This window comes from Litorivita sp. NS0012-18 (genome assembly GCF_040371945.1).
Taxonomy (GTDB): Bacteria; Pseudomonadota; Alphaproteobacteria; order Rhodobacterales; family Rhodobacteraceae; genus Litorivita.
The window spans coordinates 1360820-1375371 of the sequence record NZ_BAABWS010000001.1; the positions used below are offsets into that span (position 1 = coordinate 1360820).

The 14552-nt window shown below is 65.5% G+C and carries 13 protein-coding genes; 5 read left to right on the forward strand and 8 right to left on the reverse strand.

The annotated features are described in order from the left end of the window. Positions 1 to 18: 18 nt before the first annotated feature. From glcF to ABWV64_RS06575, 4 genes are read right to left on the reverse strand one after another with little or no spacing between them, the layout of a single operon-like run. Positions 19 to 1341 (reverse strand): glycolate oxidase subunit GlcF, encoded by a 1323-nt coding sequence (gene glcF / locus ABWV64_RS06560; RefSeq protein WP_353343457.1) that lies wholly within the window; start codon positions 1339 to 1341, stop codon positions 19 to 21. A gap of 2 nt (positions 1342 to 1343) precedes the next feature. Further along, positions 1344 to 1676 carry a hypothetical protein gene (locus ABWV64_RS06565; RefSeq protein WP_353343458.1) on the reverse strand — a complete coding sequence of 111 codons (333 nt, stop codon included), beginning with the start codon at positions 1674 to 1676 and terminating at the stop codon, positions 1344 to 1346. A gap of 5 nt (positions 1677 to 1681) precedes the next feature. Then, on the reverse strand, positions 1682 to 2812 hold the full coding sequence (locus ABWV64_RS06570; RefSeq protein ID WP_353344546.1) for an FAD-binding protein: 1131 nt from the start codon (positions 2810 to 2812) through the stop codon (positions 1682 to 1684). Then, a complete protein-coding gene (locus ABWV64_RS06575) occupies positions 2812 to 4245 on the reverse strand; it encodes an FAD-linked oxidase C-terminal domain-containing protein (RefSeq protein ID WP_353343459.1) in 1434 nt (477 codons plus the stop codon). The genes ABWV64_RS06570 and ABWV64_RS06575 overlap by 1 nt, the downstream gene beginning before the upstream one ends. A 218-nt stretch (positions 4246 to 4463) precedes the next feature. Between ABWV64_RS06575 and ABWV64_RS06580 the strand changes: the two genes are divergently transcribed. Next, the gene (locus tag ABWV64_RS06580) at positions 4464 to 5204 is read left to right on the forward strand and encodes a DUF599 domain-containing protein (RefSeq protein ID WP_353343460.1); all 741 of its coding nucleotides are present in this window, start codon (positions 4464 to 4466) and stop codon (positions 5202 to 5204) included. A 35-nt stretch (positions 5205 to 5239) separates the two neighbouring features. Then, a complete protein-coding gene (locus tag ABWV64_RS06585) occupies positions 5240 to 5632 on the forward strand; it encodes a hypothetical protein (protein WP_353343461.1) in 393 nt (130 codons plus the stop codon). Between the two features lie 90 nt (positions 5633 to 5722). On the opposite strand, the gene ABWV64_RS06590 is transcribed toward ABWV64_RS06585, so the two are convergent. From ABWV64_RS06590 to ABWV64_RS06605, 4 genes are read right to left on the reverse strand one after another with little or no spacing between them, the layout of a single operon-like run. Continuing rightward, a complete protein-coding gene (locus ABWV64_RS06590) occupies positions 5723 to 7813 on the reverse strand; it encodes a hypothetical protein (protein WP_353343462.1) in 2091 nt (696 codons plus the stop codon). 10 nt (positions 7814 to 7823) lie between these two features. Continuing rightward, positions 7824 to 10619 carry a DUF4159 domain-containing protein gene (locus ABWV64_RS06595; RefSeq protein ID WP_353343463.1) on the reverse strand — a complete coding sequence of 932 codons (2796 nt, stop codon included), beginning with the start codon at positions 10617 to 10619 and terminating at the stop codon, positions 7824 to 7826. Continuing rightward, on the reverse strand, positions 10616 to 11476 hold the full coding sequence (locus ABWV64_RS06600) for a DUF58 domain-containing protein (protein ID WP_353344548.1): 861 nt from the start codon (positions 11474 to 11476) through the stop codon (positions 10616 to 10618). The genes ABWV64_RS06595 and ABWV64_RS06600 overlap by 4 nt, the downstream gene beginning before the upstream one ends. A gap of 17 nt (positions 11477 to 11493) precedes the next feature. Next, positions 11494 to 12534, reverse strand: a complete 1041-nt coding sequence (locus ABWV64_RS06605; protein WP_353343464.1) for an AAA family ATPase — start codon at positions 12532 to 12534, stop codon at positions 11494 to 11496. A gap of 69 nt (positions 12535 to 12603) precedes the next feature. On the opposite strand from ABWV64_RS06605, the gene ABWV64_RS06610 reads away from it, so the two are divergent. The 3 genes from ABWV64_RS06610 to ABWV64_RS06620 all read left to right on the forward strand — a co-directional run bounded on the left by ABWV64_RS06610 (position 12604) and on the right by ABWV64_RS06620 (position 14529). Then, a complete protein-coding gene (locus tag ABWV64_RS06610) occupies positions 12604 to 13227 on the forward strand; it encodes a DUF1285 domain-containing protein (RefSeq protein ID WP_353343465.1) in 624 nt (207 codons plus the stop codon). Between the two features lie 3 nt (positions 13228 to 13230). Beyond that, the gene (locus ABWV64_RS06615; protein WP_353343466.1) at positions 13231 to 14016 is read left to right on the forward strand and encodes a hydroxypyruvate isomerase family protein; all 786 of its coding nucleotides are present in this window, start codon (positions 13231 to 13233) and stop codon (positions 14014 to 14016) included. Between the two features lie 129 nt (positions 14017 to 14145). Then, positions 14146 to 14529 carry a VOC family protein gene (locus ABWV64_RS06620; RefSeq protein WP_353343467.1) on the forward strand — a complete coding sequence of 128 codons (384 nt, stop codon included), beginning with the start codon at positions 14146 to 14148 and terminating at the stop codon, positions 14527 to 14529. Positions 14530 to 14552: the final 23 nt, after the last annotated feature.

Below are 14552 nucleotides of genomic sequence, written 5' to 3' on the forward strand. Positions count from 1 at the left end.
CGGCGAAAATAGGGCAGATCAGCGCAAAATCGGAACCGGCTGCGCGCGGGCGGTCTCGGTGCGCATCGCGGGCGGTTTCGGCCCGCCCGTGGCCCAATCGAGCAACTCGACCGTATGCACCACCGGCACGCCCGCCCCCGCGCCCAATTGCATCATGCAGCCGATGTTGCCCGCCGCAATCACCTGCGGCTTGAGCGCCTGCAAACTGGCGAGTTTGCGCGCCTTAAGCTGGCCGGAAATCTCCGGCTGCATCAAATTATAGGTCCCCGCCGAGCCGCAGCACAGATGGCTGTCCGCAGGCTCCAGAACCGTGAACCCCGCCCGCGCCAAAAGCGTTTTGGGATGGGTCTTGATTTGCTGCCCGTGCTGCAAGGAGCACGCCGCGTGATAGGCCACAGACAAGGGCGCGGCCCCGCCTTGGGGCAGGTCCAGATCCATCAATACCTCGCTGATATCCTTGGCCAAAGCGCTGATTTTATGCGCTTTATCGGCAATGTCGGAATTGCGGAACATATGGCCGTAATCCTTCACGGTCGTCCCGCAGCCCGAGGTATTGATCACGATGGCGTCCAATCCGCCCGCCTCCATCTCGGCGCTCCATGCCTCGATATTGGCACGGGCGGCGGAGTGGCTTTCGCGCTCCTTGCCCATGTGATGGGTGAGCGCGCCGCAGCATCCCGCGCCTTTGGCCACCACCACCTCGCAGCCGAGCCGCGTCAAAAGCCGGATCGTCGCATCGTTGATATCGGTGTTGAGCGCCTTTTGCGCACAGCCCGTCATCAAGGCCACCCGCATCTTGCGCGGGGCCTGCGGCGCGAAGCTTTGCGGATCGTCATTGCGGCTGACGGGCGGGATATATTTGGGCGCCATGGCCAGCATCGCCTTGAGCCGCGCATCGGGCATCGCCCAAGCGAAGGGCCGCGCGATTTTCCCGCCCAGCAAAGCCAGACGGAACCGCGTCGGATAGGGCAGAATGCGCGCCAGAACCCACCGCAGCGCGCGATCGGTGAGCGGGCGTTTGTAGCGCTCCTCGATATAGGCGCGCGCATGATCGACCAGATGCATATAATGCACCCCCGACGGGCAGGTCGTCATACAGGCCAGACAGCTTAGGCAGCGGTCGATATGCCCCACGGTTTTGGCATCGGGCACCCGCTCGTTTTCCAGCATATCCTTGATCAGATAGATGCGCCCGCGCGGGCTGTCGAGTTCGTCGCCCAGCACCTGATAGGTGGGGCAGGTCGCGGTGCAGAAGCCGCAATGCACGCAGGCGCGCAAAATCTCGTTGGCGCGGGCGGTGGCGGGGTTTTCAAGCTGCCGAGCGGTAAATTCTGTGCGCATATCTAGAGGGCCACCATTGTTGCAAAGTAAAAACCGAACCACGGCAATGTTGTCGCCATGGCGCCAAGCGCGTTGAGCACCCGCGCCATATGCGGCAAGCGGCGGCGCAGGGCCTGCACCACCATCGTCACCGCCGCGATCCATGCCAGCCACAGCATGACCAGAGCGGCGATCTGCGCGCCTTGGCCCGCGGCGCATTCGAACAGGACCAAAGCCGAAATCGTCAACCCCGCCGCCATCAGCCCCAAAGACCAGACCGCCACCCGTCCGCGCGATTGCCGCGCCAGAACGAAGAACGCCGCCGGTCCGGCGATAAAGGCGATGACGAAGGACAAGAGCATTATCCCATCAGCCCCGCATTCAACAGGCCGCGCGGGTCGAATTTGCGCCGCAAGGCCGCGCTGATCCGTGCCACGCCTGCCGCCTCGGGCTGGAACCTCGGACCCTCCAGCGGTGCATCGCTATGGATCAAGGTCACATGCCCGCGCATCTGCGCGCCAAGCTCTTGCAAAGCGCGGTGCAGCGCCACGCCCTCTTGCGCGCCCGCCGATGCGCCGATCCACAACCGCCCGCCGCTCCAATCCATCATCACCCGCGCCTCGGCTCCGCCGCCAAGCGCGCGCAATCGCGCTAAAAACGCGGGTGCATCGCTGGGCCGTAGTGCCGCGCGCCATATCTGCTGCGCCGCGCCGAGCGCCGACAGATCACGCAAACCGGACCAGATCGCCCCCTCGCAGGGCGCCGCATCGCCGAAGGGTGCCAGCGCCTCGCGCAGGGCGCGCGCGCGGTAGGCGACCGACCCCTCGAACCCTTCGAGACGCAGGACCGTTTGCCCGCCGCCCGCCTCCAGATGCGCCGCGCCGCTCACGTCATAGGGCGTGCCCATGGCCGCCGACATCGCCGCCACGGCGCGGGCCGGATCAAGGCCAGCGATCCGCAATGTGGCGCTGGCTTGGGGGCGCGGCAGGGTTTTGAAGCTGACCTCGCTGAGCACGCCCAAAGTGCCATGCGCCCCCGCCATCAGTTTGACCAGATCATAGCCGGTGACATTTTTCATCACCCGCCCGCCGTTTTTGACGATCTCGCCCGACCCGTCCACAAACCGCACGCCAAGCAGAAAATCGCGCGCCGCCCCGACCTGCACGCGGCGCGGGCCTGACGCATTGGTCGCAAAGACCCCGCCGATGGTCGAGGTGCCCTGCGCCCCCGTCATGCGGGCCAGATCATAGGGTTCAAAGGCGAGCATCTGCCCCTCGGCCTCCAAGGCCGCCTCGATCTCGGCCAAGGGCGTGCCTGCGCCCGCGACCATGGTCAAAGCGCCCGGATCATAGAGGCTGATCCCGCGCAGCGCCGCCGTGCTCAGCCCCTCGCCCGCCACGTGAAGTCCGCGCGTGCCGCCGCCTTGCACGCTCAAAGGCGCGCGCGCATCACGGATCGCCTCGGCCAATTGGCCCTCGGTTTGGGGCCGCATCATGCGCCGCGCCTCGCGTCCGAATGGGCCAGAGGAAACACCTTGGCCGCGTTCAAAAGCCATTTGGGATCAAACACATCCTTGATCCGCATCTGCGCCTCCAGATCCGCGTCACTATATTGATGCGCCATCAGATCGCGCTTTTCGACGCCCACCCCATGCTCGCCCGTCAGGCATCCGCCGACCTCGACGCATAGCTTGAGGATATCGGCCCCCATCGCCTCGCATTTCTCCAAATCGCCGTCCTTATTGGCATCGAACAGGATCAGCGGGTGCATATTGCCGTCGCCCGCGTGAAACACATTGCCGACGCCCAGCCCGTATTGCGCCGACAGCTCGCCAATGCGGCGCAAAACATAGGGCAATTCCGACACGGGGATCGTCCCGTCCAGACACATGTAATCGTTGATCTGCCCCATGGCGCCAAAGGCCGATTTACGGCCCAGCCAGATGCGCGCGCTTTCTTCGGCCGATTTGCTTTGGCGCAATTCGACGGGGTTGTGGCGCTCGGCAATCTCGATGATCCGCGCCAGTTGCGCGTCGATCTCGGCCTGCGAGCCTTCGACCTCGATGATGAGCAGCGCCTCGCAATCGGGGTATCCGGCCTTGGCAAAGGCTTCGGTGGCGCGGATGCAGGGGCGGTCCATAAATTCGATCGCCACGGGCAAAACCCCCGCCTTGATGATATCCGACACGCAGGCCCCCGCGACCTCATTGCTGTCGTAGCCGATGAGAACGGGCCGCGCGCCTTCGGGCTTGGGCAGGATGCGCAATGTCGCTTCGGTCACAACGCCAAGCTGCCCTTCGGAGCCGCAGATCACCCCGAGCAAATCCAATCCCCCCGCATCGAGGTAGCCGCCGCCGATCTCGAGGATCTCGCCCTCCATGGTCACCATGGTGACGCCCATCAGATTGTTCGTCGTCACCCCGTATTTGAGGCAATGCGCCCCGCCCGAATTCATCGCGATATTGCCCGCGATGGCACAGGCAAGCTGGCTCGACGGGTCGGGCGCATAGAAAAAACCGTCCTGTTCGACCGCGCCTGTGACGCTGAGGTTGGTGCGCCCCGTCTGCACGCGGATCAACCGGTTGGCGTAATCGGTCTCCAGCACAGCGTTCATCCGCGCCACGCCCAAGATCACGCTATCGGCCGTGGGCAGCGCCCCGCCCGCAAGCGAGGTGCCCGCGCCGCGCGGCACCACAGGCACGCCCATCTCGTGGCAGATTTTGAGCGCCGCCGCGACCTCGCCCGTGGTGCTGGGCAAAATGGCCGCCAAGGGCGCGCATTTATAGGCGGTGAGCGCATCGCATTCATAGGCGCGCGTTTCCATCGGATCGTCGATCACCGCGCCGGACGCCATGACCGCCCTGAGCCGCGCGACCAGTTCGGATTTTCTTGCCAATACGGCAGCATCGGGCACAGGCATCTGCATCGGATATCTCCTTGTCGGCCGCGCGCAGGGGGCACAGGACGGGGGGGCAAATGGCGGGTGCAGGGCGCAGGCGGCCCCACTGGGTCGGATCATGCCCGAAAACAGGGGCAAAGCCACAGCAATCGAACAAGGGTCGCAGGACGGCGGCGCTATTGGTAAAGTCTTATTACCAATTTTGCCGCATGACAAGACCCCGCACCGCGCGCTATGACAGGCCAATGAATTGGACCGACCGTATCACCCTTTTTACCCCGCTTGATTTCGCCGCCGTGGGCGGGCTGTTTGCCGCTTGGCTCTTGATCGGCTGGCGGATCGAGCACCCCTCGCAAACGCGGCCCTCGGTCTCGGTTTTGATGGCCGAATACCGCCGCGAATGGATGCGCCAACTGGTGACGCGCCAGCCGCGTATTTTCGACGCGCAGACCCTTGCCACCCTGCGCGAGGGCACGTCGTTTTTCGCCTCGGCGGTGATGATCGCCATTGGCGGCGGGCTGGCCTTGATCGGCAACTCCGAGCGGCTGGTGGGCGTGGCCAATGATCTCACGCTCGACAGCGCCCCTGCGATTGTGTGGGAGATCAAGCTGTTGGTCACGTTGATTTTTCTGGCCAACGCCTTTTTGAAATTCGTCTGGTCGCACCGTTTGTTCGGCTATTGCCTCGTGCTGATGGCCGCCGTGCCCAATAATGCCCAAGACGGCGCCGCCCTGCCGCGCGCCGCCAAGGCGGCCGAGGTCAATATCACCGCCGCGCGCGGGTTCAATCGCGGGCTGCGCTCGGTCTATTTCGCGCTTGGCACCACGGCGTGGATGCTTGGCCCCTTGGCCTTGATGGGGGCGACGCTGTTCACCGTATCGGTGCTCTGGCGGCGCGAGTTTGCCTCGCAATCGCGCGCGGCGATTTTGGGCGATGGCGATAACATGGGGCTGGCCTCACGCATCGCGGCGCGCACCAAGACGTGATGACAGATCGGGCGCGGATCGGATAGGCTGGTCCTATGACATCTTCCGATCCCCTTCGCCTTGCCCTGCTGCGCACCGCGCTTGTTGGCGCATGTCTGGCCGCCATGGCTGTGCCCCTGCGCGCCGATGCGCCGCAGATCACCCACGCCAGCGCCACGCCCGCCGCGATGGGATGGCGCATCGACGTCACCCTCCTCCACCCCGACAGCGGCTGGGACCATTATGCGGATCGCTGGCAGGTGGAAGCCGAGGATGGCACGGTTCTGGGCCAGCGGATTTTGCACCACCCCCATGTGGACGAGCAACCCTTCACCCGCAGTCTTTCCGGCGTGTTGGTGCCCGATGGCACGCAGCGGATTTTCATTCGCGCCGGCTGTTCGGTGCATGGGCTGGCGGAGACGCGCAAGCCGGTGGATCTGATCCGCTGAGGTAATCCGCATGAGGCCCCGCGCAAGGCCCCGAGCAGCGGCAAACATGAACGCAAAACTTGGGCGCCAATCTTGAACGCCCCAAGCGCCCTATCGCCGCCCCTCGCGCAGCCATCCGGCAAGGATCAATCCCGAGGCCAGCAGTAGCACCAGCCACGCGGGCAAAAGCGCGATCTGTTTGAGCGCCAAGGTCTCATAGGCCCCGCGCGGGGTCAGCCCGATCCATCCGCGCCCTGCCGCCGGACGCCCCGCCCGCACATCGCGCAGCGCCGGAACGCCGTCGCTCAGCGCCATGATCGCGCCGCGCGTCTCGCCGATCACCGGCGCCAGAGCCTCGCCCGAGGCAATCGTCTGTTCAAACTCCTTGGGCGCGGCAGGGCCAAGCCCCGCAACAATGCTCAAATCGCCCTCGCTGAGCCGGTAAAGCCCGATCTGCGGCCCCTCAAAGAGCGCCTCGAACCGCCCTTCGGCGGTTTTCTCCAGCGGCACCTTGACCTCGACGCCCTCGGGCGTGGTCACCGTCACCGCGCCGATACTCTCGCCCAAGGTGCGCCGGATGATGCGCAGGCTCTGGCCCTCGGCCTCGGCGATCAACGCCTCTTCCTCAAGCTCCGGCTCCTTCATCATCCAATGCGCCAACCGCTTGAGCAGCCCCGCCTGCGGCCCGCCGCCCTCGAAGCCGCGATCCCAAAGCCACGCCTGATCGGAGGCCAAAAGCGCCACGCGCCCCTCGCCCACACGGTCCAGAACCAGCAAGGGCCGGTCCTCGACCCCGCTCATCACCGTGGTGCCCGACAGGGCCTCGACCTCGACCTGCCGCAACCAACGGCCCCATGGCGGCGTATCCTCATCGACCTCGCGCCCCTCGGCGCGCTGGTGATCAGCCGCATCCTTGAGCAAGCCCGAGGTCACCGGATGGCGCGCGCCCAGATCGGTCACCTTGGGCAAATAGCCCTGCTCGACCACCCGCGCCGAAGGCCGCGCCGGAACCACGGGGGCCAAAGGCGAGCGATAGATGCTATCGGCGCTGGCAAAATCCGGCCCTGCCGCAATCAAAACCGCCCCGCCGCGGCGCACGTAATTGGCGACATTTTCCAGATAGAGCGAAGGCAAAAGCCCGCGCCGCTTGTAGCGGTCAAAGATAATCAGGTCGAAATCATCAATCTTTTCGAGGAACAATTCGCGCGTCGGAAAGGCGATCAGCGACAATTCCGCCACCGGCACGCCGTCTTGTTTTTCCATCGGGCGCAGGATGGTGAAATGCACCAGATCGACAGAGCTGTCCGATTTGAGCAGATTGCGCCATGTGCGCCCGCCCGGATGCGGCTCTCCGCTGACCAGCAAAACGCGCAAACGGTCGCGCATCCCGTTGATCTGCACCAAGGCGGCATTGTTGCGCGCGGTCAATTCGCCCGCGACCTCGGGCACCGAGAAGCGGATCACATTGCGCCCGCCGTGCTCCAAGGTGATCGGCAATTCGATCATCTGCCCCACGGGCAGGACAAAGCGCTGCGGCTCGGCCCCGTCGATGGCAATGTCCAATGGCGCCGATGTCACCCCCTCGGGCGCCGCGCCGCTGTCCTCGATGCGCAGCTTGAGCGTCACCGGCTCGCCCAAAATCGCAAAGGCGGGGGCGGCCTCGACAATCAACCGGCGGTCCCAATCCTCGGGCGTGCCCGACAACAAAAGATGCATCGGCGCAGGCAGATCGGGCGCGCGGTCCACGTCATGCACCCGCCCGTCCGACAGCGCCACGATCCCCGCGATACGCCCGCGCGGCTCCTCGGCCAAGGCTTCGGCCAAGGCCCCCATCAACCGCGTGCCCTCGTCGCCCTGCCCGTCCGGCACGGTGATCCGGCGCAATTCGGTATTGCCGCGCGCCTCGATCCGCGCCGCCAAAGCATCCGCCGCCGCCGCCGTTTGCGCGGCGCGGGTGGACAGCTTCTGGCTGGCGCTCTCATCCTCCAGCATCAAGACGATATCGGACAGCGGCGCGCGTTCTTCTTGTTGCATCACCGGCCCTGTCAGCGCCGCCAGAACCACCAGCATCGCCAGAGCGCGCAAGGCCCATCCGGCCAATCCGCGCACCAAAGCCAGCGCCACCACCGCCGCGCTCAGCACGGCCAGAACCGCGATCAAAGCCCAAGGCAGCAGCGGCGCAAACAGCAATGTATTGGTCATCGCGCGCTCCTCATTGCCCGAGCCGGTCCAGCAAGGCCGGCACATGGACCTGATCGGATTTGTAATTGCCGGTGAGCACATACATCACCAGATTGACCCCGAAGCGATGCGCAAGCTCGCGCTGGCGCTCGCCCGCAAACCCGCGCCCGACGGGATAGAGCGGTTGCCCGTTCTCGCCCACCGCCCATGCCGCAGCCCAGTCATTGCCGCCAATCACCACCGGCGAGACACCGTCATTGAGGTTGCGAAACGGCATGCCTTCGATCTTCTCGGCATCCGCAGGCGCGGCCTCGACCCAGACCTCGCGGCTCAGCCAACGGCCCGGAAAATCCTGAAGCAAATAGAACGCACGGGTCAGAACATGATCGGCGGGCAAAGGCTCCAGAGGCGGAATATCCAAAGGCGCGGCCAGTTGTTGCAGCTTGCGCCCTGCGGGGCTGGCGCTGCCGTAGCGGGCGATATCGGCGTCGCGCGTGTCGAACAAGATCATCCCGCCCGCGCGCAAATACCGGTTGAGCCGCGCATAGGCGGCATCCGACGGCTGCGGCTGCTGCGGCGTGACGGGCCAGTAGAGCAGCGGATAAAACGCCAGTTCATCGCGTTCCAGATCGACCCCTTTGGGCGTCGCCGGCTCGACCGATGTGCGAAAATACAAGGTTTCGGACAGGCCCAAAAGCCCCGCCCGCGCCGTCGCATCAATGCCCGCATCGCCCGTGATCACATGGGCCAGAACGATTTCGGCCGAGGCGTCGATCGCGGCCATGTCATTGCTGTCTTGCGCCTGCCCGCTTTGGGGCGCGCCAAAGGCCGTGAGGGCCAAAACCCCCGCCAAAACCGCGGCTTTGACGCCGGAGGCCGTTTTGGCGCGCGCCGAAAAGAGCCGCCCCGACAGCGCCAAAGACGCCGCCACATCCGCCGCCAAAGCCACAAGCGCCAGCGCCAAAAGCCAGCCGCCAAGCAAGACCGCAGGGCGGCGCTCCAATCCGGTGACCGCCACCGAGGCGGGCCAAACCGCAGGCGCAAGCGCCGCCTCGCGGTCCAGAACGCTGCGCGCGATGCGGCGGCCCTCGCCCTCATAGAGGCCAGGGCGCAAATCGCGGCCCAAGGGCGCTTGCATCAAATCGGCCCCGTCGACGCCCGCCAATGTGCCCGCCGCCGCGATGCGGCCAAAGGCATCAAGCACCTGCACCGGCTGCCATGTGCTGCCCGCCAAGGTTTCGGCCTGCGGCGCGGCCATCGCCGACAGCACCGCCAGCCGCTCCAGCATCTCGACAAACAATCCGGTCAGCGGCAGCGTCGACCATTCGGCATTGGCGGTGACATGGAACAGCACCACCTGCCCCGCGCCCATGGATTTACGCGTCACCAAGGGGGTGCCATCGCTGAGCGCGGCAATGACGCGGGCGGCCAGATCGGGATCGGGCTGCGCGAGAACCTGCGCCGAGACGGTCACCTCGGCAGGGATCACCAGCCCCGCAAAGGGGCTGTCTGCGGCAAAAGGCGCAAGGGTTTTCGGCTCGCCCCAACTCATCGCGCCACCCACCGAACGCCCGCCCGCGCGCAACCGCACCGGCATCAGCGCATCCTCGCGCGCGCGGCTGACATCGCTGCTGGCAAGGCGCGGACCGGCAAAGCGCAGCAACAGCCCGCCGCGCTCGACCCATTCGGTCAACTGCGCCGCCTCGGCAGGCGCCAAAGTGGCCACATCAGCCAGAATGATCACATCGGGATTGGCGGGCAGGATATCGGCCAGATCACCCTCGATCATATCCGCCGATGGCTCCAGAGCGCGGTCCAGATAATGGCGCGGCGACAAAAGCTCCATCCCCTCGCGGGCGCGCCCGCCGCCGATAATGGCAATCTCGCGCCGGTGCAGGCTGTCATCGGACAAGGCCACCGCCCCCGCGCTGCGCACCCCTTCGATCTCGAAACGCGTCAGCCGCGCGCGCAATTCGGCAGGCAGGCTCAGCTCGGCCACGGCCTCCTGCGCGCCTGCGGCGAACTGCATCGGCACGCGGGCGAGGATTTGCGGATTGCCCGCCGGATCAAGCCCATGCACCGCCACCGAAACCTCGCGCGCGCCAGATGATGCATCGCTGCGCAGCGCCCGAAGCGACAGCGCAGCGCCCTCGGGCGCCGCAGGGGTCATGCCCAACACCGGCTGCGCGCTTTGATAGACGCGCAAGGCCCCGCGCGCGCCGAGCGCCGCGACCATATCGGCGCGGCCGCCGCGCGCCAGACCGTCCGACATCCAGATGCTGTCGAAAGTTCCCTCGGGCAAGCGCGCCAGCGCCGCTTTGATATCGTCCTCGCCCGCCTGCCACGGCAACGGCGCCATATTGCCGATCCCGCGCGCCACCTCGGCGGCGGGGGCAAAGCGCGGCGCTTCACCGGCATCGGTCAGGCGCAGATAGGCGGCGCGGCGTCCGGCGCGCGCGGCCTCGTCCAGAATGTCTTCCAAAAGCAAGGATTGCGCCCGCCACTGCGCCGCGCTCGCCCATGAGGCATCGAGCACCACCAACAGCGGCGCGCGGCTCGGCGCGCCCTCTTGCGCGCGCGGGTTGAGCACCGGCCCCGCCAGCCCGATGATCACCGCCGCCACCGCCAGCATCCGCAGCAGCATGAGCCACCACGGGGTGCGATCCGCGACGCTATCGGCGTCCTTGAGACCCAGCAAAAGCGCCACGCCCGGAAAGCGGCGGCGCGTGGGCGCGGGCGGCACCGCGCGCAAGATCAGCCACAAGACCGGCAAGGCCACAAGCGCCGCCAAAAGCCAAGGCGCGGCAAATCCGACAGGTCCGATCATGCCGCCCCCCGATCCAACGCGCGGTAAAGCCACAGCAGCGCCGCCTGCGCCGACGCATCCGTGTGATGGGTATAAAATTGCCAACCGGTGCGCGCGCAAAGATCGCCAAGCTCGGCCTTGCGCGCCGCCAGCCGCTCCAGATAGCGCCCCCGCAAATCGCCCGCCTTGAGGGTCTCATGCGCCACGCTGCCGCCGATGCTCTCGAAAATCGTGCGCCCGCGGTAGGGGAAAGCCTCTTCGGCGGGGTCGAGCACCTGTAGCAACACGCCGCGCACGCCGCGATCGGCGGCTTTGGTCAGCGCGGTTTTGACCTCGCCCAGATCGCCCATGAAATCGGACACAAAAACCGCCCGCGCATTGGGGATCATGGCGCGGCTTTCGGGCGCGCCGAAATCGGCCTCGTCAGGGCGCGAGAAAAATTCGGCCAGCCGCAAAATCTGGTTCTTGCCGCGGCGTGGGGGCAAGAGCGTGCCGGTCAATCCGACCCGCTCGCCGCCGCGCACCAAAAGCACCGCCAAGGCCAACGCCAAAAGCCGCGCGCGGTCGATCTTTTCGGGGTGAGCGTCCGCAGAGGTGAATTGCATCGAAGCGGCCTGATCGACCCAAAACATCACGCTTTGCGCAATCTGCCATTCGCGTTCGCGCACAAAGCGCTCGTCCCCGCGCGCCGAGCGGCGCCAGTCGATCATCCGCGTGGAATCGCCCTGTTGCTCGGGGCGGTATTGCCAAAAATCATCGCCCATGCCCGCTCGCCTGCGGCCATGATCGCCCAATAGAACGGTGCCCGCCAATTGCTCGGCCCGCGCCAGCAGGGGCGGAAAGCGCGCCGCCTGCGTCTCGGCGCGCGCGCGCAACATCTGGGGGGCGCTATCGCTCACGCGGCGGCCTCGCTCCGGCCAAGCTGCGCGGCGGTTTGCGCGATCAGATCGGCAAGGCTGTCGCCGCGCGCCCGCGCCGCGAAATTCAGCGCCATCCGGTGGATCAGCACCGGCTCGGCCATGGCAATCACATCTTCGGCCGACGGCGCCAAACGCCCTTCGAGCATCGCCCGCGCCCGCACTGTCATCATCAAGGCCTGCGCCGCGCGCGGCCCTGGCCCCCATGCCACGGTGTCGCGCACCTTCTCGGAGGCCGACGCATCATCGGGGCGGAAGGCGCGCACCAGATCGAGGATCATCTCGACCACGCTTTCGCCCACCGGCATTTGCCGCAACAAAGCCTGCGCCGCGAGCAATTCATCGGCGGTAAAGACCGCATGGGCCTCGCCCTCCGCCGCGCCCGTGGTCGAGAGCAAAATATCGCGTTCGGTGTCGCGGTCCGGATAGGCCACGTTGATTTGCACCAAAAACCGGTCAAGCTGCGCCTCGGGCAAAGGATAGGTGCCCTCCTGCTCGATCGGGTTTTGCGTGGCCAAGACGTGGAAGGGCACGCCAAGCGGGCGATCCTCGCCCGCCACGGTCACGCGTTTTTCCTGCATCGCCTGCAACAGCGCCGATTGGGTGCGCGGGCTGGCGCGGTTGATCTCGTCGGCCATCAAAAGCTGGCAAAACACCGGACCGGGCACAAAGCGGAAATTGCGCGTGCCGTCCTTGGCCTTTTCCAGCACCTCGGAGCCGAGAATATCGGCGGGCATCAGATCGGGGGTGAACTGGATGCGCGAGCCGTCCAGCCCCATCACCGTGCTGAGCGTTTCGACAAGCCGCGTTTTGCCCAGACCGGGCAAGCCGATCAGCAGGGCATGACCGCCGCACAAAAGCGCCGAAAGCGTCAGGTCGACAACCCGCTCCTGCCCGATGAACCGCGCGGTGATCGAGGCTTTGGCCTCGGCCAGCTTCGCCTCCAAGGCTTCGATCTGCGGCACCAGATCGGCCGGCTCTATCGTCGCAGCCGTCTCGGCGGACCTGTTGGCAGACATGGCAAAACTCCTCAGTGACCTATATGCTTTGATGTGACTGTATCGTGCAAACTGCAAATGACAAAAGCAATGAGGGGACAAAATACCGTGACCGAGACCAAAGCAGCCCCATCCGCCGAAGGAATCGCCGCCGCCGCCCGTGCCGCCACAGGCAAAACCGGTGCGAAAAAGCGCGGACTTCCGCCGGTGCACCTGTGGAATCCGCCGTTTTGCGGGGATCTGGACATGCGCATCGCCCGCGACGGGACGTGGTTCTACCTTGGCACGCCCATCGGGCGGCCCGAGTTGGTCAAACTGTTTTCCACCATCCTGCGCCGCGACGGGGATGACTATTTTTTGGTCACTCCGGTCGAAAAGGTCGGAATCACCGTCGATGACGCGCCTTTCGTGGGGGTGGATTTCACCGTATCTGGCGCGGGCCGCGAACAGGTTTTGACCTTTGAGACCAATCTGGGCGAGACCGCCGTGGCAGGCCCCGAGCACCCGATCCGCGTTGTGCGCGACGAAGCGGGAGAGCCTTCGCCCTATGTGCTGATCCGCTCCAACCTCGAGGCGCTAATCGACCGCAAAAGCTTTTACCGCCTTGTCGAGATCGGCGCGCACGAAACCGTCGGCGAGACCGAATGGTTCGGCCTCTGGTCGGGCGGCGAATTTTTCCCCATAATCGAAAGCCGCGAGTTGCCCGAGGACTAACCCATGCCGAAATTTGCCGCCAACCTGTCCTTTTTGTTCAAGGAGGGCCCGTTTATCGAGCGGTTCTCGGCGGCCATGGCGGCGGGGTTTGATGCGGTCGAGGTTCTGTTTCCCTATGACGAACCGGCCAAAGACATCATCGAGGTGCTGCGCATCACCGGATTGCCCATGGCGTTGATCAACACACCGCCGCCCAATTACACCGGCGGGCCGCGCGGATTTGCCGCCACCATCGGCGGGCAGGAGCGGTTTGAGCATGATTTCCGCCGCGCCTTGCGCTTTGCCGATGCGCTCGGCGCGCGGCATTTGCATATCATGGCGGGCGTCGCCGAGGGGGACGAGGCCCATGAAACCTTTGTGCAAAATCTAACCTGGGCCGCGGGTTTTGCCGAGGATAGGTCCCCCGAGCGCCGCCTGACCATCGAGCCGATCAATACCGTCGATATGCCCGGATATTTTCTCAAGGATTTCGATCAGGCGGCGCAGATTCTCGACGAGGTCGGCGCGCCCAATCTGGGCCTGCAATTCGACACCTATCATGCCCATAAGATCACCGGCGATATGCCCGCCACTTGGGCCAAACACGGCCACCGCGCCCTGCATATCCAGATCGCCGATCCCGACGGGCGCCACGAACCGGTGGCGGGCGCGATCGATTATCCGGCCTTTTTCGCCCAGCTCGATGCCGAGGGCTACGCCGGATATGTCAGCGCCGAATACAACCCGCGCAAATCCACCGAAGCGGGGCTGAAATGGCTCAAAGAGGCCAAAGCCGCCATGCGCGCATAGGCGGGCAATCCCCGCCTCGGGCCTCGATCTTTTTTCCGCTCTGCCGAACCCTGCTGACAGAATGCTGTCAGTAGGGGGGTGTTAGACCTCTCATATCGACAACACACAAACCTCGATAGGAGAGACAGAATGACCATGGAACGAGACGCAATTGTTTGGGGCGAAATCCCTGTATCCGACCTTGCCGCCGCAACCGCCTTCTACAGCGCCGCGATGAATGTGCCGCTGAGCATCACCGATGACATGGGGCCGATGAAAATGACCGTCTTTCCCTATGCGGGCGGCGAAGGCGTATCGGGGCATCTGGTCGAAGGCAGCCCCGCCAAAGACGGCCAAGGCCCTATTTTGCATATCCTTATCCAAGGCACCTTGGCCGAGGCCGCGCAGCGCCTGCGCGCCGCAGGGGGCGAGACGGACGCGGTGGAATATCCGGTGCCCTCGGGCAAATTCATCTATGCACGCGACCTCGACGGCAATAGGTTCGGCCTGTATGTGAGCCACACTGCACGCTGATCCGCCGAGCCTTACCCGAGAGG